This window comes from Nocardiopsis halophila DSM 44494 (assembly GCF_000341245.1).
Taxonomy (GTDB): domain Bacteria; phylum Actinomycetota; class Actinomycetes; order Streptosporangiales; family Streptosporangiaceae; genus Nocardiopsis_A; species Nocardiopsis_A halophila.
This window is the reverse complement of the sequence record NZ_ANAD01000160.1, coordinates 1-22852: the sequence shown is the minus strand read 5'-3', so window position 1 is coordinate 22852 and position 22852 is coordinate 1. Positions and strand designations below refer to the sequence as shown.

The window sequence follows — 22852 nt, the reverse complement described above, 5'->3', positions numbered from 1 at the left end:
AGGACGTCGTCTCCGCCGACTCATGGTCGTTCGTCACTCAGGACGGAGAAGTCCCGTTACCGGAGGCCCTTCCGGACTGGGATTATCACATGGACGTCCACGTGCGGAGGACCGTCCGAATCGACATCGATCGAACGCGTTCCCAGTCGGGTCTGTCAGGCGATGCCGCTCTCATGCTCGCGGCGACATGGACGGCGACCGGTTCCAACCTCAGCGGCCCCGCCCAGCGCCAACGTCTCCCTCGGGGCGGTACGTGCAGCATACGGCTGGATTTCACGTTGAGAGGCTCCGATCTAGGTGGGCTCCTTCTTCTGGACACCGTCCTGGTTCTCGCCGAGCGGCGGCGGGAGGCCCGCCCATCTTCGCCGAGACGGGCGGGGTCGGTGCTTTGGAGCGACCGGGTCTCATTGCGACTCCAAGGAGATGCTCCACAGTTCCCGATGGCCGTGATCGATTTCGCCCACACTTCCTTTCCTGATGGCGCGGCTTGGCATCTCCAGATCGACGGCAGTCTTGAAAGTGCAACGATGGGATCCATTCTCTTGCTCGTCAATGAGCGGAACCCCGTGACCGTCGCCGCGTTGGAGAACGCCGCGAAGCCGCGCCCCATCGATCGTATGGTCTTGTCCGCGGTTTATGCCGACGTCGCCCGTACGATGATCGAGTACGCCATAGGGATGGAAGACTTTCACGAGGAGGCCAATTACCCGGATGAATCTCTGGGCAGCACTCTTTTGAGTCTGTTCGACCGACTTTTCCCGGGGCAGTCGGTGAACGATATTCGTTTGCGACAACGGCAGTCTCCTACCCTCTTCTCGTCCGATCTCCAGGCGGCGGTCAAGATTTTCGAGGTGCAATGATGGGTTTCTTGTACCCGCGCTTGCTCTCTGCGCAGGCGAATCGTCTCTTCGGAGAGTACCGGGAACTATCGTTCGCCGATCTGGAGACCCGTGTTTCCTACTCCCATGACTCGGCGGTGTTCTCCGCCACAGGAGGTGACCGGGTTCCCGAAGAGCGACTGAAGGAGCTGCGTAGGGGCGTGGTCGATCTGGCGACGCGCGCCGGGTTCCCCGGATACTCCGACCGCGTACGCAACGCCGACTTCGATCTGGGGCTCGCCGCTCTGCTGCATGCCGAGATGGGGATGGTGCCGGCGGAGGCCGCATCGCGGGACGTTTGGGCCTTCCTGGCGCTCGTGCTGCTTCCGGACGTCGCGTTCTGGCGTTTCCCACGTCCACCGAAGGACCGTGTCCTGGGGACGGATCTCACCAGGCATGTCTTCGGCCGTCTTTGGTGGAGGGCACAGCTCGTGCACACCTCCGATTCGGATGAGCCGTACAAGGCGCTCGAGATCCTCGGTGAGGCCGCGTTCGACCAGATTTACGCTCGGCGTACGGCGCTCGGTGGCAGCCCGCACCTTGTGCGTGCCATTCTGCGTGTGTGGAATCGGTTGGATCTGACCGGATTCAACGAGCGTGTGACTCTCCGTGATTTCTTGAAACGTCTCCTCCGACTCGCCCCGTTCGTCGTCTTCGACGGTATCGAGGAAGATGCGCTGGACGAAGAGCTGTTCGCGGTCGCAAAGGAGGCGCTCGCCGCGCAGCGCCAGGGTTGAGGAAAGCGACGGAAGAACCTCGGTTGCAGTATTCCCAAGGCGACGTCAAGTGACCGACGACAGGCGATGGCACTCGGTGCGGTCGGCGTCGAAGGCAAAATCCCTTGCAACACGGTCGCGTATCGTCCCTGTCCCAGGGTATCCTGTCGGTCTATAATCGCCCGAACCCGACCTGAATCACAGAGTGGCGTGATTCGCGCCACTTTCCAATGTTGGTCATGAACTCCTGGAGAGCAAGTGCGTCCCGCTCAGATTGTCGACCTGTTTGCCGGGCCCGGCGGCCTCGATGTGGCGGCGGAGAAACTCGGCATCCCGACGGTCGGGATCGAATGGGACGAGTCGGCTCGTGAAACTCGTAAAGCGGCCGGGCTGGCCACGGTTTCCGGAGACGTTCGAGAATTCGGGCCGGAGATATTCCCCGATGCGTCGGTGCTCGCAGGGGGTCCTCCTTGTCAGACATTCACCGTCGCCGGTGGCGGTGCGGGACGCAGGGCGCTCGATGATGTACTCGAATTCGCGAAAAGAGTGGTCTCCCGCGAGAAACGGGAGGATATCGAGGCGGACCTGCTCAAGTTGGAGGATGAACGTACCGGTCTGGTTCTGGAACCGCTCCGCTGGGTGCTGGAGGCGATAGATGGGCCAGGGGATGCGTACGATGTGATCGTTCTCGAACAGGTTCCGGCAGTGCTTCCGGTATGGGAGGCGTATGCGGAGGCTCTGGTCTCCGAAGGGTATTCCGTTGACTGTGGGATCCTGAGAACAGAGGCGTTCGGAGTGCCGCAAACACGCCGGAGGGCTGTACTCGTCGCTCGAGCCGGGGAGGAGGGTGTCTCCCTGCCGGCGCCCACGCACCGTACGTATAGAAAAGGGGTGCCGCGGGCATCCGGTGATTTCCGCCTGAAGCCTTGGGTGACCATGGGTGAAGCACTCGATCGCGAGTACGACTTCTCTGTCGTCTCGAACTATGGCACCGGAGGGGACCCTAAGCTCAGAGGGAGACGGAGTTCAATCGAACCTGCGACCACGGTGACCGGCAAGATATCGCGAAATCGAGTGGTCGCGTCCGACGGCACTGAGCTTCCGCGCTTCTCGGTCGCAGAGGCCGGAATGCTTCAAACGTTCCCCGTCGACTATCCCTGGGCTGGCCGCGACATCGCTCAACAGATTGGAAACGCCGTCCCTCCGAGGCTGGGGATGCATGTTCTCTGTGCCGCCATCGGTCTGGGGATTCCATCTGAAGAGGAACTGGATTCGCTGAGGAACTGGAGGGGTGTGGAAAGTCGTCGTGTGGACCGACCTGATCTGCATGTCGTAACGTGATGCCCATGACGGACCTTCGCCCGACCCAGGCCTCCAGCCCAGGTGTCCGCAAGAGCATGCGATCGAACAAGGGGCGCGACACCAAGCCGGAGCTCGCACTTCGCCGTTCCGTTCATGCGCTGGGCCTTCGCTACCGTGTTTCGAGGCGGCCGCTTCCGGCTCTTCGTCGGACGGCGGATCTGGTGTTCACCCGGGTCAAGGTGGCGGTTTTTCTGGACGGGTGTTTCTGGCACGGATGCCCGGAGCACCATACCGTGTCGGCCACGAATGCAGGATACTGGGCGGAAAAGGTTCGACGTAACCGTGAAAGAGACGCGGAGACTAACCGTCTGCTGGCGGCGGAAGGATGGTGTGTCATCCGTGTCTGGGAGCACGAAGATCCGTGCACTGCTGCCACGGAGATCGCAGCCAAGGTCACGGAGCGGCGAAAGCTCATCCTGAGGAGTGACAGCTGATGGGACGGTGCTCCCCGTCCTCGTAGGGTATTCGGACCGCCTCCGTAGAGCGGGACCCGGTGCGCTCGCCTGGCATGACAAAGGCCGCCGCCTGATCATCGGTCGCTGTGTGTACGGGCGAATCCCAGGCGGCGGCCGGAGCCTCGACTTCGGCCGAACGGCTTCAGCGAACCGTCACTGCGCGTTCGTCATCTTCAGGACGTTGAGGGCCTCGTCGAGCTGCGCCTCGGTCAGGTTGCCCGCCTCGATGTAGCCGCGCTCCAGGACCACCTGGCGGATGGTCTTGCGCTCGGCCAGGGCCTGCTTGGCGACCTTGGCGGCCTCCTCGTAGCCGATGTAGCGGTTGAGGGGCGTCACGATCGACGGGGACGACTCGGCGTACTCGCGGCAGCGCTCCTCGTCGGCCTCGATGCCGGCGACGCAGCGGTCGGCGAAGACGCGGGAGACGTTGGCCAGCAGGCGGACCGACTCCAGGATGTTGCGGGCGATCATCGGCAGCTGCACGTTGAGCTCGAAGTTGCCGCTGGCGCCGCCGAAGGCCACCGCCGCGTCGTTGCCCACGACCTGCGAGGAGACCTGGAGCATCGCCTCGCACAGCACCGGGTTGACCTTGCCCGGCATGATCGAGGAGCCCGGCTGCAGGTCCGGCAGGCGGATCTCGCTGAGGCCGGTGCGCGGCCCCGAGCCCATCCAGCGGATGTCGTTGGCGATCTTGGCGTAGCCCACCGCGATCGTCCGCAGCTGCCCGGACAGCTCGACCAGCCCGTCGCGCGCCCCCTGGGCCTCGAAGTGGTCCCGCGCCTCGCTCACCGGGAGCCCCGTGGTCTGGGCGATCTCGGCGATGACCCGCGGGGCGAAGCCCTCGGGGGTGTTGATGCCGGTGCCCACCGCCGTGCCGCCCAGCGGCAGCTCGGCGACGCGCGGCAGCACCGCCTTGAGGCGCTCGATCCCGTGGCCCACCTGGGCGGCGTAGCCGGAGAACTCCTGGCCCAGGGTGACCGGGGTGGCGTCCATCAGGTGGGTGCGCCCGCTCTTGACGACCCCCGCGAACTCCACGGCCTTGCGGTTGAGCTCGCCCTGCAGGTGCTCAAGCGCCGGAACGAGGTCGTTCACGACCGCCGACGTCGCCGCGATGTGGATCGAGGACGGGTACACGTCGTTGGACGACTGCGAGGCGTTGACGTGGTCGTTCGGGTGCACGTCCAGCCCGGTGGCGTCCTTGGCGAGTGTCGCGATGACCTCGTTGCTGTTCATGTTGCTCGACGTGCCCGAGCCGGTCTGGAACACGTCGATGGGGAACTCGTCGTTCCACTTGCCCTCGGCGACCTCCAGGGCCGCCTGGCGGATCGCCTTGCCGAGCTCGTCGGAGATGACCCCCAACTCGGCGTTGACCTTGGCGGCGGCGGCCTTGATGTGGCCGAGCGCCTCGATGTTCGCGGCCTCCAGCCCCTGGCCGGAGATCGGGAAGTTCTCCACCGCGCGCTGGGTCTGGGCCCGCCACTTGGCCTTAGCGGGGACCTGAACCTCGCCCATCGAGTCGTGCTCGATGCGGAACTCACTCATCGTTGAAAGACACCTCCAGGGAAACCTGCCCCCAAGATTGCCAGAAGCAGGGGTGGCGGGTGGGCCTGCCCCCGCCGGAGCGCAGGGGTGACCTCGTACGACGTGGCGGGGGTCACTCCCTCCGCCGGAGGCGTCGTCCGGCCCCCCGGAAAAACCAGTGGGGCAGACCACGCTATTTCCCTACCGTGGCCATATGCCGTCATCAACGCGAGGAGAACCCTCAGCCCTGTCCCTGCGCGGCGTGGTCAAGTCCTACGGTTCGATCCGTGCCGTGGACGGGCTCGACCTGGAAGTGCCGTCGGGGATCGTCTTAGGCCTCCTCGGCCCGAACGGGGCCGGGAAGTCCACGACCATGCGCATGCTCACCGCCCAGAGCCGAGCGGACGGCGGGGAGATCACCATCCTCGGGCACTCCGTCCCGCGCGAGTCCAAGCGCGCGCGTGCACTCATGGGCGTGGTGCCCCAGCACGACAACCTCGACGAGGAACTGACCGCCGCAGAGAACCTCCAGGTGTTCGCCCACCTCTACCGTGTCCCCCGGGCCGAGAGGGAGGCCGCGGTGGAGCGCGCGCTGCGCATCGCCCACCTCGAGGACCGACGGCACACCCGCGCCGACAAGCTCTCCGGCGGCATGAGGCGCCGACTGCTGATCGCCCGGGGGCTGGTCCACCGCCCCCGCCTCGTCCTGCTGGACGAGCCCACCGTGGGCCTGGACCCACAAGTGCGCCAGGAGCTGTGGGGCCTGGTCTCCTCCCTGCGGGACGAAGGCGTCACGGTCCTGATGTCCACGCACTACATCGAGGAGGCCGAGCGCCTCTCCGACGAGGTCGCGCTGATGGCGAAGGGGAAGGTGGTCACCCGGGGCGCCCCCGCCGATCTCATCGCCCGGTACGCGGGCAAGACCGTCGAGGAGTTCCGCGCCGGCACCGATGGCCACGAGGCCATGGAGCGCCGCGCCGAGGCGGCCGGCCTCCCCACCCGCCGCACCGGCGCGGAGCTGGCCGTCATGCGCGCTGAAGAGATCTCCGAGGAGCTCCGCGGCGAGCTGGGCCGCGGCGAGGTGCGCGCCAGCAATCTGGAGGACGTGTTCGTCACCCTGACCGGGGAGCGTGTGGAATGAGCCTGCAGGAGACCGCTGAGCGCGCTGAGCGGCCCCTCTCGGCCGCAGGGGCGTCCGCGCCCCCGCCCGGCCGCTTCGAGCTCGCGCCGGTGCGGGGCGTGCTGGCCCGCGAGTGGGCGCTGTACCGTCGCAGCTGGAAGCCGACCACCTTCGCCGCCGTGGTGGAGCCGATCATCTTCCTGCTGGCGTTCGGTTTCGGCCTGGGCTCCCTGGTCGGGGTGGTCGCCGGCTACAGCTACCTGGACTTCATCGGCACCGGCATCGTCGCCACCTCGGTGCTGTTCACCTCCATCTACCCCGGCCTGATCGACACCTACGTGCGCCGCGTCTTCCAGCACAGCTACGACGGCATGCTGGCCGCCCCGGTCGACGTGCGGGAGCTGGTGACCGCCGAGGCAGGGTGGATCGCCCTGCGCGCCTCGGTCTACGGCTGCGCCCCGCTGCTGGTGGCGATCGGCTTCGGCCTGCCGCCCGCACCGGGGATGTTCGCGGTTCCGCTGATCGCGCTGGTCACCGGTTTCGGCTTCGGGCTGATGGGGATCTGGATGTCGGCCTTGGTGCCCTCGATCAAGACCATCGACTACATCATCTCGGGGCTCATCACCCCGATCTTCCTGGTGGCGGGGACCTTCTTCCCGCTCGACGAGCTGCCCGGGTGGGCGCAGGGCATCGCCCAGGTCAACCCGCTGTACCACTGTGTGGAACTGGTGCGCGGGGCTGCGTTCGGCATCGACGCGGGGGCCGCGGCCCTCCACTGGGCGGCGCTGTTCGCCTTCGTCGTGGTCGTCTGGGGCCTGGCGGTCTTCCAGATGCGGCGTCGCTTGGTCGACTGACGACGCCGGCTCCCCGTCTCACCCCCGGACGGCCCCGTCAGCCACCCGTCGGCCGTCCGGCGACCGACGGGTGGCCGCTGTCAACATCCTCTGAACAGAGAAGAGGCCGCGCCCTGGAGCCGGAAACCAACCGGACTCCAGGGCGCGGCCTTCTGCGCGTCTCCGGAGGGTGTGGACCCTACCCTGCAGGTCCGCACCTTCAGGCCCGCACTGCGGTCACTCCCCGCTGGGCGCCCACCGCATGTGGGAGGTGACCCGCTCGCCGTCGATGGCCGAGGCGATGCCGAACGCCCCCCACTGGTCGGCGTCGGACTCGCCCCCGGACTCGGCGAAGCTCCGCAGGTCCATGTACATGCCGTAGAAGGCGCTGTCGCTGCCCTCCATGACCTGCTGGTAGATCGGGTCGTCGCCGAGGCGGCCCTGACCGGTGGAGCCGGAGGACACCACCACCGTGTCCCCATCGGAGTCCACCCCGGGCGGGCTGGAGTAGGACCCCTCGGAGGCCTGCGTCACCAGGTCGTCGATCAGCCCTTGGTCGGCGCCCACGGCCCTGTACTGCACCGAGCCGCTGTCGAAGTCCGAGAACGGGTCGTCCAGCCCGCTCTGCAGGTCGCTCAGCCCCACGGCCGTCTGCGTGCCGAGCAGGTCCCCGAAGCCGTCGGGGACGGAGATCCCCATCTCGTCCAGGCCGGCCTCGACCTCGGCCATCTCGTCGGGCATGACGCCGGCCATGTCGTCCCAGGACTGCGCCGACAGCTCGTCCAGCCCGCTGCCGCCGAGGGCGACCGAGGTGTCGTCGGGCAGCTCGGCCATCTCGGTGAGCCCGGTCTGCGTGGTCTCGTAGTCGGCGAGGGCGAAGTCGCCCATCGTGAAGTCGATCACGTCGGCGCGCAGCTCGGCGTAGTCGGACTCGATCGACACCGCGGCCGCGACCCGGCCACCGAACTCCATGCCCTCGAAGTCGGGCCCGCTGGACCCGTAGTCGCCGTAGCCGTCGTCCCACGGGTCGCCGCCGTACGAAGAGCCTCCCGACGACAGCTCCTCCTGGAGCAGGTCGGAGGTGGCTCCCAGGTCGTACCAGCCGGCCGCCAGGCTGTCGTCGGCCACACCGGCCATGTCCGCCGCGTACGTCTCGTTCTCGGCGAGGGAGCCGTCGTCCTCGACCCGCTCGTACATCTCGTCGAGGGCGTCCCCGGAGTCGGCGAAGAAGGCGAACCCGTCGCGCACCTCGCCCGCGGTACCGTCCCCGGCGGTGAGCTCCTTGACCGCATCCTCGGCCGCGGCCTCGTCGGTCGCCGCGACGGCGGCGCCCGCGACGAGCCCGGGTTCACCGCCCTCGGTCTCGGACTTCCACAGGGCGACGCCGAAACGCCCGCCCAGCCAGGGCTCGATGTCCTCTTCGTAGTCCAGGTCGGCTTCGCTGGCCTCGATGATCTCGTCGAAGAGCGCGGCGCCGGGGTCCTCGTCGTCGCCCACCTCGTCCTTGACGGAGTCCGGCAGCTTGCCCATGAAGGACGCGTAGTCCGTCAGCTTGGCGCCCGAGGGCTTGAGGTCGAGGCGCATGAAGGCGACCGAGTCGGAGGGGAGCACGGTCTCCGGCTGCGGCCCGCCGAACAGGCGGGTGACCACCGTGTTGGCGGCCCACACCCCGGAGGCCATCAGCAGCACGCCCAGTCCGGCCGCGACGGGGATCATCCACACGCGGTTGCGGCGCGGAGCCGGGCCCTGCGGCGGCCCGTACGGGGGTCCGGGCGGCGGCCCCTGCGGCGGGAACCCGTGGCCCGCCGGGGGAGGCGCGGAGGCGCCGGGCGGGTACTGCGGCCCGGACGGCTGCCAATGCGGCTGGCCGGGGGGATCGGGGTAGGACATCGGACCTCCGGAGTGCGCTTTTGCCTGTAAGACCGTACCAATGCGCACAGGTCCGAAAGCCCCGGAGCAGGGGTCATACGCCCCTTGAGGCCGGATCAGGCCGGATTGCGGCGAACCCGGCCCCAAGGAGGCGGACCGGGAGGGGTCAGGAGGAGGCCGACGCGAAGTCGACCCCGCTGTAGGTGTCCAGCTTGGAGATCCGGTGCTCGCTGTGCACCTGGCGCACCGTGCCGCTGCGGCCGCGCATCACCAGCGAGTCCGTCATGGCGCCGCCGGCCTCGTAGCGCACCCCGCCCACCAGCTCGCCGTCGGTGATGCCGGTGGCGGCGAAGAACACGTCGTCGGAGGAGACCAGGTCGTCGGTGGTCAGCACCCGGTCCAGGTCGTGTCCGGCGTGCAGGGCCGCGCGCCGCTCCTCCTCGTCCTTGGGCCACAGCCGCCCCTGGATGGTGCCGCCCAGGCACTTCATCGCGCAGGCGGTGATGATGCCCTCAGGGGTGCCGCCGATGCCCAGAAGCAGGTCGGCGCCGGTGCCCGGGCGGGCCGCCATGATGGCGCCGGCCACGTCGCCGTCGGTGATGAACTTGATGCGCGCCCCGGACTCGCGGACCTCCCGCACCAGCCCCTCGTGGCGGGGGCGGTCCAGGATGACCACGGTGACGTCCTGAGGGCTGCCGCCCTTCGCGCGCGCGACCGCGCGGATGTTCTCGGACACGGGCGCGGTGATGTCCACCACGTCGGCCGCCTCAGGGCCCGCGGCCAGCTTCTCCATGTAGAACACGGCCGACGGGTCGAACATGGACCCGCGCGGGCTCACCGCGATCACCGAGATCGCGTTGGGCATGCCCATCGCGGTCAGGCGGGTGCCGTCGATCGGGTCGACGGCGACGTCGCACTCGGCCCCGCTGCCGTCCCCGACCTGCTCACCGTTGTAGAGCATGGGGGCGTTGTCCTTCTCGCCCTCACCGATCACCACCGTGCCCTTCATGGACACGCTGCTGATCAGGTGGCGCATCCCGTGCACGGCCACGCCGTCGGCGCCGTTCTTGTCGCCCCGCCCGACCCACCGCGCGGCGGCCAGCGCCGCCGCCTCGGTGACGCGCACCAGTTCGAGGGCGAGGTTGCGGTCGGGGACGGAGTCATTGCGGGGAGTAGGCGGCGTCGGCTCGCTCATGGGTGGCCTCTCACAAGGGGCGTGAACTGGTGAAGGTGGTGCCCACCGTGGATGTGGGCCCGGGGCAACTCTATTGAACTGGCTTGACGTCCTCTCTAGGGGTGGGCCCCGGGGTGTTCCTCGCGGCTGTAGGAGCGGAGCACGCTGTGGCACCCGCCGGTTGGTGGAGCCGATCGGTGTGTTCTCCGTGTCCCGTCAGTACATCAAGGACCGGGACGACCCCTCCTGAGGGGCGGACGGGTGTCCCGAATCTGATGCGCCCCGGCCCGAAGAATCGGGGCACCTCTGGATCAGACCGGTAGCCTCGTCCTGAGGCGCGCAAGGAGATTAAGGACGGGACGCTGACGTGACAGTCGACAAGGCCGAGACCGAGGGCAGGACGGAGCGCGGCTCCGCGCGTGGCGCGGCGACCCGGAGCGCCCTGCTGGAGGCCGCTGCGCACGTCTTCCGGACGGTCGGGTTCTCCAAGGCGGGCGTCAGCGAGGTCGTCCAGCAGGCCGGGGCGAGTGTCGGCAGCCTCTACCACCACTTCGGAGGCAAGGCCGACCTGTTCCTCGCCCTGTACGAGGAGTTCCAGCAGCGCCAGCAGGAGCGCACCCACGCCGCGGTCAGCAAGGCGCGCGCGGAGGGCGAGACCGACCCGACCCGGCTGATGTACGCGTCGGCCCGCGCCTACCTCGACGGCTGCATCGAGGAGCGGGAGACCACCCGGCTCTTCTTCAGCGGCGACGGGCCGCCCGGCTTCGATTCCCAGCTGCGGGTGCGCCTGCGCGAGTGGACCGACCGCAACGTGGCGCTGTTCCGCAAGGCCGACGAGCCGGTCGACGAGGCGCTGCTCATGGTCGTCAGCGGCGCGATGCTGCTCGCGGTCTCGGAGGTCGTGCACCGCACCGACGACGACGCCCGGCGCCTGGCCGACGACGTCACCGAGCTGCTGTCGGAGCTGCGCCCGCGCCGGCGCGGGCAGGGCGGCACCGAGGCCTGAGCCGGAGGCCGGGCCGCGGCCTGAAGCGGCCTGAAGAGGGCGGAGGGCCACACCGGACCCGGTGCGGGCCACCGCCCGGGGTGCGGCAAGCTGGAACCATCATGAGTACGTACAACCGCGCCGACGCCTCCCTGGGCCCCATGGTGGTGGCGATGGGCGTCATCCTCGCGATCCTGATCCCCATGGCGCTGGTGGTGAAGTGGCGCAGCGGGGAGAACATCCCCAGCGTCGACTACGCCCCCCACGCCGCGGCCATGGAGCAGGAGGCCGACTTCCCCGTCCCCGCGCCGGCGGACCTGCCCGAGGGGTGGGTGCCCACCAGCACGGACATGAGCGCAGACGGCGGGGCCTCCTGGACGGTCGGGTTCGCCACCCCGCAGGACCGCCACGCGGAGTACCTGGTCACCGGGGACGAGGAAGAGGCCATGGCGGCCGCCTCGGGGGAGTCCGACGGGACCGCGGAGGCCGGCGGGCGCGACTGGGAGCGCCGCGGCGCGGATTCCGAAGGCGACCGGGCCCTGCTCCACCGGGGCGAGGACGGTGCGTTCCTCGTGGTCAGCGGCGGAAGCGGATACGGCGAACTCGAGGAGCTGGCCGGGAGCCTGGCAGAGGGCTGATCGCCCTTGACTCTGTGCTTATATCGGGCGGGTAGCGTTTCGGTGACAGCCACATACCAGGGCGCGAACACGCCCGGCACGGAGCGGACACCATGATGGACGGCATACTCGACTGGCTTAAGGGACTCTTCGGCGATTCCGCCCAGGAGGCGGTCGACACCCTGCAGGGAACGGCCCAAGAGCAGGGGCAGCAGGTCACCGAAGAGGCGCAGGGCTACGCCGAGCAGGCCCAGGACGCTGCGGGAGGCCTGGGGGACCAGGCGCAGGACGCCTACGGGGAGGCCGCGGGCGGCCTGCAGGACCAGGCGCAGGAGTACACGGACCAGGCCCAGAGCGCCGGGGAGTCCGTTCAGGACGTCGCCCAGGACCCGACGGCCGCCGCAGAGGACGCGTTCCGGAACGGGACCGAAGGCGAACGCTGACCTCAACGCCCGATGCGCACGACGCGCTTACCGTTACGGGCCTTCACACACGTGATGGGGCCGCTCCCTCAGGGAGCGGCCCCATCGTCGTGTCGTGCCTGGCCTCTCGGGCCGTGCCGAGCGGCGCGGGGTCTCGGCCCCGCCGTCAGACGGTCTCGGCACGCAGGTCGCGCCGCAGCTCCTTGGGCAGGGAGAAGGTCAGGCTCTCTTCGGCGGTCGTGACCGTCTCCACGTTGTCGAACCCGTGGCCGGAGAGCTGGTCGAGCAGCTCGCGCACCAGGATGTCGGGGACCGACGCGCCGCTGGTGACGCCGACGGTCGAGACGCCCTCCAGCCAGGACTCGTCCATCATCGAGGCGTTGTCGATCAGGTGGGCGGAGGTGGCGCCGGCTTCAAGGGCGACCTCCACCAGGCGGACCGAGTTGGAGGAGTTGTCCGAGCCGACCACGATCACCAGGTCGCACTCGGGCGCCATCGACTTGACGGCGTCCTGCCGGTTGGAGGTGGCGTAGCAGATGTCGTCGCTGGGCGGGTCCAGCAGGTTGGGAAACCGCTCGCGCAGGGCGTCGACGGTCTGGTTGGTCTCGTCCACCGAGAGGGTGGTCTGGGACAGCCAGGAGACGTTGTCGGGGTTGCGCACCTCGACCTGGTCGACCTGGTCAGGGCTCTCGACGATCTGGATGTGGTCGGGGGCCTCGCCGCTGGTGCCTTCGACCTCCTCGTGGCCGATGTGGCCGATGAGGACGATGTCGCGGTCCTGGGAGGCGAAACGCTGCGCCTCCTTGTGCACCTTGGTCACCAGGGGGCAGGTCGCGTCGATGGTCTTGAGGCTGCGCTTCTCCGCCTCCTCGTGGACCATGGGCGAGACACCGTGCGCGGAGAAGACGACGATCGCGCCCTCGGGGACCTCGTCGGTCTCCTCGACGAAGATGGCGCCGCGCTTCTCCAGCGTGCTGACCACGTGGGTGTTGTGCACGATCTGCTTGCGCACATAGATCGGCGCGCCGTACTGCTCAAGGGCCTTCTCGACCGTGACGACAGCGCGGTCCACCCCGGCGCAGTAGCCGCGGGGGTTGGCGAGCAGGACACGGCGGCGATTCGTCGCAGTCATGACCCCATCCTAGGGGGCGTGGGCCGCATGGGCGTCCTGATGTCGTCATCGCCACAAGACGGCCGGCGGCCCGCAGCGCGCGGGCCGCGGACGGGAAGCGCTGTGCAGCACCGGCGGAGGTGGGATAACGGTCAGCGATCGGTTCCGTCCCGAGATGGCGAATTCGTTCCCATTACGGGCCGGTTCAGGGGAGCCTGACTCCCCTATCCTGGTTGACTTGCGTACCCCCGTACGCCTATACCCCCGATAGCAGCCCATCCCCCGTACAGCACGGCGACAGCGGCAGGAGCCCCAGACCAATGTCGAACGCCTCGACCGTCAGCAAGCTCGTGACCATGGTGAAGGGCATCTTCGGGCGCAAGGAGAAGGCGGAGCCGACGGCCCCGGCCGCCGCTCCCTCGGAGAAGCCCGCGGCCCCCGAGCAGCCGGCGGAGCCGACCGCCGCCGAGACGGCGGAGACGAAGGCCGAGGCGGCCGAGCAGACGGCGACCGCGAAGGCCGCCCCTTCCGAGGAGGAGGCCCGCACCGAGGAGGGGCCGGGCGCGCAGGAGACCCCGGAGAAGGCCTCGGATGAGAAGGCCACGGAGTCCTCGGTGAGCGGCCAGGAGCCCGAGCAGGCCTCGAAGCCCGAGAAGCTGGTCGAGCCGGAGGAGCGCGAGGCGGTCGCCGAGGAGCTGTCCACCAACGAGGACGACACCCAGGTCGCCAGTGACGAGGTCCTGCAGAAGGTCCGCAAGGAGTCCGCGCCGACCGCCGAGGACCTCCCCGTCCCCGGCTACGACGAGCTGACCCTGCCCTCCATCCGCGCGCGCCTGCGCAAGCTCACCATCGACGAGGTGCGCCAGCTGCGCGCCTACGAGGTCGCCCACCAGGAGCGCCCGGAGTTCGTGAAGATGTACGACAACCGGATCACCAAGCTCCAGAACGCCGAGTAGCGCGGCCCTCTTCCCGAACGGGGGCGTGAGCAGGAGCGTGTGGCGCCCCGCAGGGCCCGGTTCGTCCCGTCAGCGCTTCACCAGCGCGTTGCGCAGGCCGAGGTCGGCAGGGAACGGGGCGAGGTAGGTCTGTTCCCGAGCCCAGGCGACCCCCTCCGCGGCGCAGTGGTGGCGGACCAGAGCGACGGGAAGTGTCAACGGGACGAGCCCCTGGCGGTAGGACTCGATCGCGTCGAGGATGTCGTGCCTGCGTTCGTCGTCCAGGTGGTCGCTCACCATCCCGAAGACGTGCTGCAGGACGTTGACGTGCCGTCCGGGCGTGGCCTTGTGCGTCAGAGCCTTCTGGAATCCCTCCCGGTACTCGCGGGCCAGCTCGGTCCGCTCGCGGGCGCCCGCCTGCGCGACCGTTCTGCCGAGCGACCGGTAGGCCTCCGGCGAGTGCGCCATGATCTGCAGCTTGTGGCGGGCGTGGAACTCCACGAGGTCCTTCGGCCGCCAGTCCCCGGAGAGCAGGTTCCTCAGCCGGGCGTGGGCGAACACCCTCTCGACGAAATGGTCGCGCAGGTCCGCGTCGGAAAGCCTGCCCTCCTCCTCGGTCGGCAGCCAGGAGACGAGGGTGGTCAGTCGGTCGGCGTAGGCTCCGCGCCCCTTCCCGTCGACACGCTTGCCGTCCTTGAACACCGGCAGACCGAACATGCCGCAGCTGGGCGACTTGTTCTTCAGCACGTATCCGTCGAGGCCTTCCAACTGCTCCCTGCGGCGGTCGGCGATCCCGCGCAGCGCATCGGTGTGGTCGGTCCCGCTCTTGGACGCGACCACGCGCGGACCTGCGTGGGAACGCTCCAAGCGAAGCGTCTCGCGCGGCACCCCCAGACCGATCTCCTCCTCAGGGCAGACGGGGACCCAGTCCACGTGGTCGCCCAGCCGATCGGTGAGGAACCGGTCCCGGCAGTGGCCGCCGTTGTAGCGCACGGGTTCGCCCAGGAGACAGCTCGATACGCCGATCCTGGGGCGATCCGCGGGCTCGTTCAGCTCCGCCTGATTCTGGTCGTCTGTGACCGAACGGTCGCTCATGGTTGTCAGAATACGTCGAGTGGCTGCGCAGGGCGGCTGCTTGACGCTTCGGGGGGACAGTGCGCACGTCGGTCATGCTCTTCACACGCGACCTGAGGGTCGAGGACAACCCCGCGCTCGCCGAGGCGGCCCGGAGCGACCGGGTTCTGCCCCTTTTCGTCGCCGATCCCTGGATCCTGGAGCGCAGCGCCCGCAACCGGGTCGCCTTCCTGGCCGAAGCGCTCGCCGAACTGGACCGGGAATTGCGCGCGCTGGGTGGCGGGCTGGTCGTGCGCCGGGGGGAAACGGTCGCAGAAGCCTTGCGGGCTGCGAACACGGCGGGCGCCGACCGCATCCACCTGGCCGAGGACGTCGGGGCTTTCGCGGGCCGGCGCGCGCAGCGTCTGACCAAGGAGGCCGCGCAAGCCGGCATCGAGGTCGTCGGTCACCCAGGGGTCACTGTGGTCCCTCCCGGAAGCCTTCTGCCGTCTGGAGGAGGAGACCACTACAAGGTCTTCACTCCGTATTGGAAGGCCTGGGAGGTGGCCGACAGGCGCGCGGAGGCCCCAACGCCTCCGTCCCTCCGCCTGCCCGACGGCGTGGAGGAGGATGGCTCGCTGTATCCGGATCCGACCCGGGAAGGAATCGGTGTCCTGTCGCCGGGGCGGATGCACGGCGGGGCCGACTCCGCCGAACGCCTCCGGGCTTGGCTAGCGGATGGGATCGCCTTGTACGAGAAGCACAGGGACGACCTCGCCGCCGACGCCACGTCACGCCTGAGCACCGATCTCAGGTTCGGCCGTGTCTCCCCGCTCGTACTGGAACGCGCCGCGCACCGGCAGGGAGAGGCGGGAGGCGCTTTCGTCCGCCAGCTGGCCTGGAGGGACTTCCATCATCAAGTCCTCGAGGCGTTTCCTGCCCTCCCCCGCGCCGACTACCGTCCGCGGAACGCGGAGTGGCACGACGACGAGGAAGCGTTCGCGGCTTGGGCCGAGGCGCGCACCGGTCTGCCCATCGTCGATGCCGGCATGCGGCAGCTGCTCCATGAAGGCTTCATGCACAACCGGGCCCGACTGATCACGGCGGGCTACCTGACCAGGATCCTGCGCGTGCACTGGAAGCGGGGGGCCGACCACTTCCATGCGCTGCTGACCGACGGGGACCTGGCCGACAACTACGGGAACTGGCAGTGGGTCGCCGGGACGGGCAACGACACACGGCCCAACCGTGGATTCAACCCGGTGCGGCAGGCGCTGCGCTATGACCCGCAGGGCGAGTACGTGCGCCGGTACGTCCCCGAACTCGCCCATGTTCCCGGAAGCGACGTCCACGAGCCCTGGAAGCTCCCCGGCGTCGCCTACCACCCGCCCCTTGAGACGCCGGCCTGACCGGGTCCCTTCGGGACGCGGCGTTCAGGTGGCGGCTGCGATGTCCTTGGTGAGGATCGAAAGCGCATCGGGAAGCGTGGTCGCACACGCGTCCGACATGCCGCCGACCCCCGTCCGCCAGCCGAGGCCCGCCGTCATGAGCAGGGTGGACTCGCGGGGGCCGGCCGAGGCCCTGCGGACGGCGCAGAGTGCCTCGGGGTCGGCCGACTCCGGCCGGTGGGACCAGACCACGACGGCCTTGGGGGCCGTGCGCCGGACGGCCGCTTCGATCGCGGCGATGGGCGCCGCTGCGCCGATCATGCGCCAGGCCACGCCGTTCTCGCTGAGCGCTGCGGCCAGCGCCTCCAGCGGCAGGGTGTGCAGCTCCTCGGGTGTGCAGGCCAGGAGGACGTGACGCCGGTCGGGGATCCTCGGGCTCCGGTGCGCCCGCCGCAAGGACGAGGAGATGCTCCAGGAGAGCATGTGCTCGACCTCCACGAACCGCTGAGTCGCGGCCCAAGCCGAGCCCATCCCGAAGAGGACGGGGCGGGCGACCTCGTCCCAGGTGTCCACGACACCGCGCGTCCTGAGGCGGTCTTCCAGCACGTCCTCCACCGTTGCGGCGTCCATCCGGATGGCGGCGTGGGTCACGCCGTGCAGCGCCGCTGAGGCGCTCCTCTCCGTACCGGAGGCCGGACCCCGCTGTGCGGGAACGCCGGGGGCGGCAGCGGGCTCGGAGGCAGGGCCGGATGCGGCCCGGGCGGCGGCATCGGCGGGTGTCATGCCCTCGGCGACCATGCGGCACATGTCGGTGAGCCGCCGCAGGTCCTCAGGGGTGTAGCGGCGGTGGCCCCCGGGCGAGCGGCCGGTGGCGCCGATTCCGTACCGGCGGTCCCAGCTGCGCAGCGTGGGCGGTGCGACGCCCAGCAGGTGCGCGACGGCGGAAGGGGGGAGGAGCGGTTCCATGGCGGTCCCCGAGTCGATGCGGAATCGATGCGCCTTGCCCCGCAACTCTAGGGCGCACAAGGCTGGGGGGCATCCGGTTCGGGGAGTCCGGAGCGGCACCTCCGTTGCGCCGCTTCGGGCCGGAGTGCCGCCGGAGAGCCGCCGCAGTGCGCCGCGAGAGTTGGAGGGGAGCGGCGTGGTGGCGGCTCGGGCCCCGCTCGCCCGACGGCAGGCCGTGCCGGTGCGGTCGGCGCTGGGATGCGCCCCGTCTCGACCGCACCGGCGCGGAACCCTTACACCGGGCCCGGTCAGGCCCCTGGGACAGAGACGCTCGCCGCCCCGTCGTCCAGCTCGAAGAAGCGGACGAGGTGGTGGCTGGAGCAGATGGTGTCGGGGAAGTAGGGGCCGCTCTGGCCGCACTGTTCAGGGCCGCTTTGGCAGGGTCGTCGGTGCCCGGGGCGGACATTGATGGCGCTTGGGGAAGCGGGCCGTCCCTGCCTGCCCTGACTTGCGATCAGCCCTCGACGATGGCCCTGAGGGCGGCGACGTGCGCGCGGTAGGCGGCGCGCCCCTCCTTGGTGAGCGACAGCCAGACCCGCTGCCTGCTGTTCCGCTTGGCACGGGTCTGCTGCACGTAGCCCTCGTCCATCAAGGCGCTGACCTGTTTGCTCAGGACCGAGGCGCTGACGCCGAGTTTCTCCTGGACGGTCGCGAATTCCACCTGTCCGGCCGCCCCGGCGGCGTCGAGCGCGGCGCAGATCTTCAGCCGGTTCGGCGGGTGAATGGTCGGGTTGAAGCCGTCGATCGGGGATTCGGTGGCGGACCCTGCCGCGGGCTCGGCGCTCACGAGGACGTGTCCCGGCGGTAGAAGGGGCTGGTCCGGCGGTGGTAGGGCCCGAAGGCGGCGATGAGCGCGCCGACCGCGACGCTCAGGGCGACCCAGACCCACGCCGAGTCGACCACGAGGTAGACGGCCGAGGCCGCGACCAGCAGCACCCCTGCGGGGACGAAGACCGGCCAGGTCTCGCGCCAGGTGAGCCAGCGCAGGACGCCCATCTGCTTGACCCCGTAGTGCGCGATGAGGGCGATGGCGACGAGGAAGGCGGCCATCCCGCCGAACGTGGCGCCCACGCCCACGGCGGTGTCGGGCAGCAGGGTGATCAGGCCGTAGGGGGCGACGACGGCGCCGAGCGCAGGGAAGTACCAGGCGGGCACCTTGACGGCCGCGACGTCGGACGTGAGCTGCTCTGCCTCGCGGAGGACCGCGGCGGCCTCGTCGGCGGAGGGGCGGGGCCTGTGCGGATCATCGGTTTCCATGCTAGAAAGTGAAGCGTTGATTTTCCGGATCGTCAAGTGACGGAAACGGGCCGCCCGCGTCTGGCCGGCGTTCGCCTTCGAACGCCGGCCTGGACGGGGCGCGGTGCGGCCCGGCAACGCCCCCTTGCCCCCCGTCTGAACGTCTGGAGAGCACCGTGTCCGCGAACGCCCCCACTGCGAACAAGACGTCCCCTGCCCCCGCCACCGGTACCGCGCTCTTGATCACGGCCGTTGTCGCCCTGTTCTCGTCCTCCCTGTTCGATGGGGGCCTGCAGATCGCGCTCATCGTCTCCGCCGTTGTCGCGATCTTCGCCGCGAGCGTGATCTTCGGACGCAATGCCCGTACCGCCAGGAAGAAGTGACCCTGCCGCCGGTCGGACCGAAGCGCGGCGTCGCGTGCGGCCCGGTGCCTGCATCAGTGCTCGGCGATCCGGACGGGAGGGACGCACACAGCGAACCCGTAGCGGAGTGACGCCGAGCGCGCCGCGCTTCGGTCATGCGCGGTGATGCGTCGGTCGAGCCCTCGTGAACGCCCTCGGCCGCAGAAGGAAATCCCGAGGGTGTCCCGTTCCGGAGCCCGCTCCGGCGACAGGGCGTCGGCGTGCCAGGAAGGGGCGGCGTAGCCGGTGACCCGCCCCAGGCTGCCTGCCGGGGGCGGGGCCCGCAGGTCAGGGGAGTAGGCGGCGACGAGAGGGCGGGGCGGTTCCGCTGGGCCGCTGGTCGGCCGTCGGGCCGGTGGTGGTGCGGGCAAGTGCCCGGGGCGAGTCGAGGATTCGCCCCAAGGGCGCCTCGGGGGCATCGAGAGTGGTGAAATCGCCACCTGATGTGCGATTTCGTGGTGAATCCACCACTCTCGATGAGCCACCATGCTCCGTACGCGGCAGGGTCCCGTACGGCGGCCCCGGCCGGTCGCCACCGGTGCCCGACGATCCTCTTCGTCTCGATGGCCTCCGCTGGAGTGGTGTCATCTCCGGCCGACCGGTTCAGCGCCATCGTCACGGCTCTGAGCCGGGCCCGAGCCGCCTTCGGAGGCCTGACCGGCGCCCCGCCCGCCGACGTCGGGCACGGCCGCCGACAGTTGCACCACTCCAGCGGATGCCCTCCTCGTCTCCTCCGCGACGGCCGACTCCGGCCACCGCCGCGCGCGTCCCCCGTCCCCACCTGCGGAGTCGCGCGGCTCGCCCTCGCAGTCCGTGGCGGCCGTCACGGACCGGCATATTCTGGCCCGGGACGACCCCGTCGTGCCCGGCCCGTCCGGGCGGAGAGCGAGGAGGCTCGGCATGCGCAAGGCCCTGGTGCTCGGTGGCGGAGGGATCACCGGGATCGCCTGGGAGATCGGCATCCTGTCCTGGCTCCAGGAGGCCGGGCTGGACCTCGCCGACGCGGACCTCGTCGTCGGCACCTCCGCCGGATCGGTGGTCGGCGCGCAGATCACCTCCGGCATGCCGCTCGCCAAGCTCTATGAACGCCAGCTGGCGCCCCCGAACGGGGAACGGTCCGCACACATCTCCCGGGCCCGGCTGCTCCGCTTCGCCTGGTACTACCTGGCCGAGCGCGACCCCGACCGGGCCCGGGCGCGCATCGGCCGCGCCGCCCACCACCGGTCCAGCGCCTCCATCGCCGACCGCCGCGCCGTCATCGCGGGCCGCCTGGTCTCCCACGCCTGGCCCGACAGCGACCTGCGCATCACCGCCGTCGACGCCCACACCGGCGGCCGCAAGGTGTTCGACCGCCACAGCGGGGTGCCCATCGTGGACGCGGTCACGGCCAGCTGCGCCGTGCCGGGGGTATGGCCGCCGGTGCCGGTCGGTGCCTCGGTCTACATGGACGGCGGCGTGCATTCGGCCGCCAACGTCGACGTCGCCGCCGGGTACGACCGCGTGGTCGTCCTCGCCCCGATCGCCGGCGGCGCGGGCCCCGTGCGGGGACCCGCCGACCAACTGGCCGAACTCCCCGGACAGCCCCGCACCGCGCTGATCACTCCGGACCGGGAGGCGGTGGCGGCCTTCGGCGGCAACCTCCTGGACCCGCGCTACCGCGCGCCGGCAGCGCGCGCGGGACGGACCCAGGCCCCGGACGTCCTGCGCGCGGTCGGCGAGGTCTGGGACAGCTGACCATGCCAGGAAGGGGAAAGCGCGTCGGGGGCCACGGCCCGCCGGACGGGGAACGGTCGTCGGGCTCCTCTAGGCTCTGACGCATGGGTATGGAGAGCACCCCCGAAGCGCCGCAGCCGGTGCGCGTGGTGATGCAGGCCGTCGGCGGGTGGATCGGGCGCCTCGGCCGGATCTGGGTCGAGGGGCAGATCGCCGAGCTGAACCGCCGAGGCGGCACCGCGTTCATCACCCTGCGTGACCCCGTCGCGAACGTGTCGGCGCGCGTGGTGTGCCCGATGCGGGTCCTGCAGGCGACGACGCCGGTGCCGGAGCCGGGCGCCCGTGTGGTCATCCACGCCAAGCCCGACTTCTACGTGGCGCGCGGGACGTTCTCCCTGCTGGCGCTGGAGATCAGGCACGTGGGGCTGGGAGAGCTGCTGGCCCGTCTGGAGCAGCTGCGCAAGACCCTGGCCGCAGAAGGCGTCTTCGACGAGGCGCGCAAGCGCGCGCTGCCGTTCCTGCCGGGCACGGTGGGGCTGATCTGCGGACGGGACTCGGCCGCCGAGCGCGATGTGCTGGAGAACGGGCGCCGCCGCTGGCCGGCGGTCCGCTTCGAGGTGCGCGAGGTGGCGGTGCAGGGCGACCGTGCGGTGGGCGAGGTGACCGAGGCGCTCAAGGAGCTGGACGGGCATCCCGGCGTCGACGTCATCATCATCGCGCGCGGCGGAGGGAGTCTGGAGGACCTCCTGCCGTTCTCTGACGAGGCGATGGTGCGCGCCGTGGCGGCGGCGGGCACGCCGGTGGTGAGCGCCATCGGGCACGAGCAGGACACGCCGCTGCTGGACTTCGTGGCCGACGTCCGGGCCTCGACGCCGACCGACGCGGCGAAGAAGACCATCCCGGATGTGGGGGAGCAGCTGGAGCTCATCCGGGGGCTGCGCCACCGCGCGCGCAGGGTGATCGAAGGCGGCATCGCCCGGGAGCTGTCGTGGCTGGAGGGGATGCGGTCGCGTCCGGTGCTGGCCAACCCGGTGCAGGAGATGGACCGGCTGACCGAGCAGGTGACGGGGCTGCGGGACCGCGCGCGCAGGTGCGTGACGGTGTCGCTGGACCGGGCGGGCGACGACTTGAGGCACACCCGCGCGCGCTTGCACGCGCTGTCGCCTGCGACCACGCTGGCGCGGGGCTACGCGATCGTTCAGGGGCCTGACGGGGGCGTGGTCCGCTCGGCCGACGAGGTGGGCCAGGGCGACGAGCTGCGGCTGCGATTCGCGGAGGACAGCCTGACGGCCGTCGCGGGCGAGAAGACGGACGAGACCGGGGACGAGTGAGGGACATGCCGAAGAAGAGCACCGCCGAGGCTGAGGCGCCGGAGAAGCCGGACGAGAAGACGACGGGTGAGGAACCGGAACTCAGCTACGAGGAAGCGCGCGAGGAACTGGACTCGGTCGTCCGCCGATTGGAGTCGGGCGGCCTGACCCTCAAGGAGTCGCTGGCCCTGTGGGAACGCGGGGAGCAGCTGGCGAAGACGTGCGAGCAGTGGCTCGAGGGGGCGAGGGCGAAGCTGGCGGTCGCCATGGAGGAGAACACCCCGGAGAACGGAGCCGAGAACGAGGGCGACGCCCCGTTCTAGATTGAGCACGAGCACAACTCAACAGCGGCGCGTTCGAGGATGAGGCCGGAATCAGTCCGCGTTCGATCGCGAATGCATAACGCCCTGCAGCGTTGCAGGCGGCGAAGGGAGAGCCCCGCGCCAGCGGGGATGGACCGACCACACGACAGGGGGCGGACACTTCCCCGGGCCTGCTTGCCGGGTGGCGGGCCGCCTGGGGTCGGGGTGGGCGGCGGCGACGACGGAGCAGCAGGTGCCCCGCTCCGGCCCGCTTGCCGGGCGGCGGGCCGCCTGGGGTCGGGGTGTCCGGCGCCGTGGTGCGGCTTGCGCCCGCTCCCGTGCCGGTCCCGGGAGAAGCGGCCCTGGAACCGCGCCTGCAGGGCCGTTCCCCCTCCGGGAGGGAGGGAAAGCCTTCGCATTCCGGACATGCCGGGCGCGTTTTCCTT

The 22852-nt window shown here is 70.1% G+C and carries 23 protein-coding genes; 15 read left to right on the top strand and 8 right to left on the bottom strand.

Annotation, left to right across the window (positions count from 1 at the left end):
- The first annotated feature begins 440 nt into the window (after window positions 1–440).
- From D450_RS30570 to D450_RS32625, 4 genes are all read left to right on the top strand, one after another.
- A complete protein-coding gene (locus tag D450_RS30570; protein WP_017540219.1) occupies window positions 441–860 on the top strand; it encodes a hypothetical protein in 420 nt (139 codons plus the stop codon).
- Window positions 860–1615: a DUF6339 family protein gene (locus D450_RS0118870; protein ID WP_017540218.1), complete on the top strand. Its 756-nt coding sequence runs from the start codon at window positions 860–862 to the stop codon at window positions 1613–1615. The genes D450_RS30570 and D450_RS0118870 overlap by 1 nt, the downstream gene beginning before the upstream one ends.
- Before the next feature lie 237 nt (window positions 1616–1852).
- Window positions 1853–2935, top strand: coding sequence for a DNA cytosine methyltransferase (locus D450_RS32630; protein WP_026128646.1), 1083 nt, complete (start codon window positions 1853–1855; stop codon window positions 2933–2935).
- On the top strand, window positions 2935–3390 hold the full coding sequence (locus D450_RS32625) for a very short patch repair endonuclease (RefSeq protein ID WP_017540216.1): 456 nt from the start codon (window positions 2935–2937) through the stop codon (window positions 3388–3390). The genes D450_RS32630 and D450_RS32625 overlap by 1 nt, the downstream gene beginning before the upstream one ends.
- A 174-nt stretch (window positions 3391–3564) precedes the next feature.
- Here the strand turns inward: D450_RS32625 and D450_RS0118860 are convergent, their stop codons facing one another.
- Window positions 3565–4953, bottom strand: a complete 1389-nt coding sequence (locus D450_RS0118860; protein WP_017540215.1) for a class II fumarate hydratase — start codon at window positions 4951–4953, stop codon at window positions 3565–3567.
- 193 nt (window positions 4954–5146) lie between these two features.
- On the opposite strand from D450_RS0118860, the gene D450_RS0118855 reads away from it, so the two are divergent.
- Together D450_RS0118855 and D450_RS0118850 are read left to right on the top strand one after the other, a co-directional pair.
- Window positions 5147–6073 (top strand): ABC transporter ATP-binding protein, encoded by a 927-nt coding sequence (locus D450_RS0118855; protein WP_239647284.1) that lies wholly within the window; start codon window positions 5147–5149, stop codon window positions 6071–6073.
- Window positions 6070–6906 (top strand): ABC transporter permease, encoded by an 837-nt coding sequence (locus D450_RS0118850; RefSeq protein WP_017540213.1) that lies wholly within the window; start codon window positions 6070–6072, stop codon window positions 6904–6906. The genes D450_RS0118855 and D450_RS0118850 overlap by 4 nt, the downstream gene beginning before the upstream one ends.
- A gap of 216 nt (window positions 6907–7122) precedes the next feature.
- On the opposite strand, the gene D450_RS0118845 is transcribed toward D450_RS0118850, so the two are convergent.
- Window positions 7123–8601, bottom strand: a complete 1479-nt coding sequence (locus D450_RS0118845; protein ID WP_039820663.1) for a hypothetical protein — start codon at window positions 8599–8601, stop codon at window positions 7123–7125.
- A 319-nt stretch (window positions 8602–8920) separates the two neighbouring features.
- A complete protein-coding gene (gene glpX / locus D450_RS0118840; protein ID WP_017540212.1) occupies window positions 8921–9949 on the bottom strand; it encodes a class II fructose-bisphosphatase in 1029 nt (342 codons plus the stop codon).
- 346 nt (window positions 9950–10295) lie between these two features.
- Here glpX and D450_RS0118835 point away from each other — a divergent pair, with 346 nt between their 5' ends.
- The 3 genes from D450_RS0118835 (at window position 10296) to D450_RS0118825 (ending at window position 11973) form a co-directional block, all read left to right on the top strand.
- Entirely contained in the window at window positions 10296–10934 is a 639-nt protein-coding gene (locus D450_RS0118835) for a TetR/AcrR family transcriptional regulator (RefSeq protein WP_017540211.1), read from the top strand.
- A 101-nt stretch (window positions 10935–11035) separates the two neighbouring features.
- Window positions 11036–11551, top strand: coding sequence for a DUF4245 domain-containing protein (locus D450_RS0118830; RefSeq protein ID WP_017540210.1), 516 nt, complete (start codon window positions 11036–11038; stop codon window positions 11549–11551).
- A 92-nt stretch (window positions 11552–11643) separates the two neighbouring features.
- Window positions 11644–11973, top strand: coding sequence for a hypothetical protein (locus D450_RS0118825; protein ID WP_017540209.1), 330 nt, complete (start codon window positions 11644–11646; stop codon window positions 11971–11973).
- Window positions 11974–12118: 145 nt separating this feature from the next.
- On the opposite strand, the gene D450_RS0118820 is transcribed toward D450_RS0118825, so the two are convergent.
- On the bottom strand, window positions 12119–13084 hold the full coding sequence (locus D450_RS0118820; RefSeq protein WP_017540208.1) for a 4-hydroxy-3-methylbut-2-enyl diphosphate reductase: 966 nt from the start codon (window positions 13082–13084) through the stop codon (window positions 12119–12121).
- 299 nt (window positions 13085–13383) lie between these two features.
- Here D450_RS0118820 and D450_RS0118815 point away from each other — a divergent pair, with 299 nt between their 5' ends.
- Window positions 13384–14019, top strand: a complete 636-nt coding sequence (locus D450_RS0118815) for a hypothetical protein (RefSeq protein WP_017540207.1) — start codon at window positions 13384–13386, stop codon at window positions 14017–14019.
- Between the two features lie 69 nt (window positions 14020–14088).
- On the opposite strand, the gene D450_RS0118810 is transcribed toward D450_RS0118815, so the two are convergent.
- The gene (locus tag D450_RS0118810; RefSeq protein WP_275041902.1) at window positions 14089–15093 is read right to left on the bottom strand and encodes a DUF523 and DUF1722 domain-containing protein; all 1005 of its coding nucleotides are present in this window, start codon (window positions 15091–15093) and stop codon (window positions 14089–14091) included.
- A gap of 74 nt (window positions 15094–15167) precedes the next feature.
- Here D450_RS0118810 and D450_RS0118805 point away from each other — a divergent pair, with 74 nt between their 5' ends.
- Complete coding sequence (locus tag D450_RS0118805; protein ID WP_086003666.1) at window positions 15168–16460, top strand: cryptochrome/photolyase family protein; 1293 nt, start codon at window positions 15168–15170, stop codon at window positions 16458–16460.
- Window positions 16461–16484: 24 nt separating this feature from the next.
- Here D450_RS0118805 and D450_RS0118800 read toward each other — a convergent pair whose 3' ends face one another.
- The 3 genes from D450_RS0118800 to D450_RS0118790 all read right to left on the bottom strand — a co-directional run bounded on the left by D450_RS0118800 (window position 16485) and on the right by D450_RS0118790 (window position 18701).
- Window positions 16485–17405 (bottom strand): MerR family transcriptional regulator, encoded by a 921-nt coding sequence (locus D450_RS0118800; RefSeq protein WP_017540204.1) that lies wholly within the window; start codon window positions 17403–17405, stop codon window positions 16485–16487.
- A 493-nt stretch (window positions 17406–17898) separates the two neighbouring features.
- The gene (locus D450_RS0118795; protein ID WP_017540203.1) at window positions 17899–18231 is read right to left on the bottom strand and encodes a transcriptional regulator; all 333 of its coding nucleotides are present in this window, start codon (window positions 18229–18231) and stop codon (window positions 17899–17901) included.
- The gene (locus tag D450_RS0118790; RefSeq protein ID WP_017540202.1) at window positions 18228–18701 is read right to left on the bottom strand and encodes a hypothetical protein; all 474 of its coding nucleotides are present in this window, start codon (window positions 18699–18701) and stop codon (window positions 18228–18230) included. Before D450_RS0118790 ends, D450_RS0118795 begins: the two co-directional genes overlap by 4 nt.
- Window positions 18702–18856: 155 nt before the next feature.
- On the opposite strand from D450_RS0118790, the gene D450_RS0118785 reads away from it, so the two are divergent.
- The 4 genes from D450_RS0118785 (at window position 18857) to D450_RS0118770 (ending at window position 22427) form a co-directional block, all read left to right on the top strand.
- The gene (locus D450_RS0118785) at window positions 18857–19063 is read left to right on the top strand and encodes a hypothetical protein (RefSeq protein ID WP_017540201.1); all 207 of its coding nucleotides are present in this window, start codon (window positions 18857–18859) and stop codon (window positions 19061–19063) included.
- Window positions 19064–19981: 918 nt separating this feature from the next.
- On the top strand, window positions 19982–20815 hold the full coding sequence (locus tag D450_RS0118780; RefSeq protein WP_017540200.1) for a patatin-like phospholipase family protein: 834 nt from the start codon (window positions 19982–19984) through the stop codon (window positions 20813–20815).
- An 83-nt stretch (window positions 20816–20898) separates the two neighbouring features.
- Window positions 20899–22125, top strand: a complete 1227-nt coding sequence (gene xseA, locus D450_RS0118775; protein WP_017540199.1) for an exodeoxyribonuclease VII large subunit — start codon at window positions 20899–20901, stop codon at window positions 22123–22125.
- Between the two features lie 5 nt (window positions 22126–22130).
- A complete protein-coding gene (locus D450_RS0118770) occupies window positions 22131–22427 on the top strand; it encodes an exodeoxyribonuclease VII small subunit (RefSeq protein ID WP_017540198.1) in 297 nt (98 codons plus the stop codon).
- The last annotated feature ends 425 nt before the right edge of the window (window positions 22428–22852 follow it).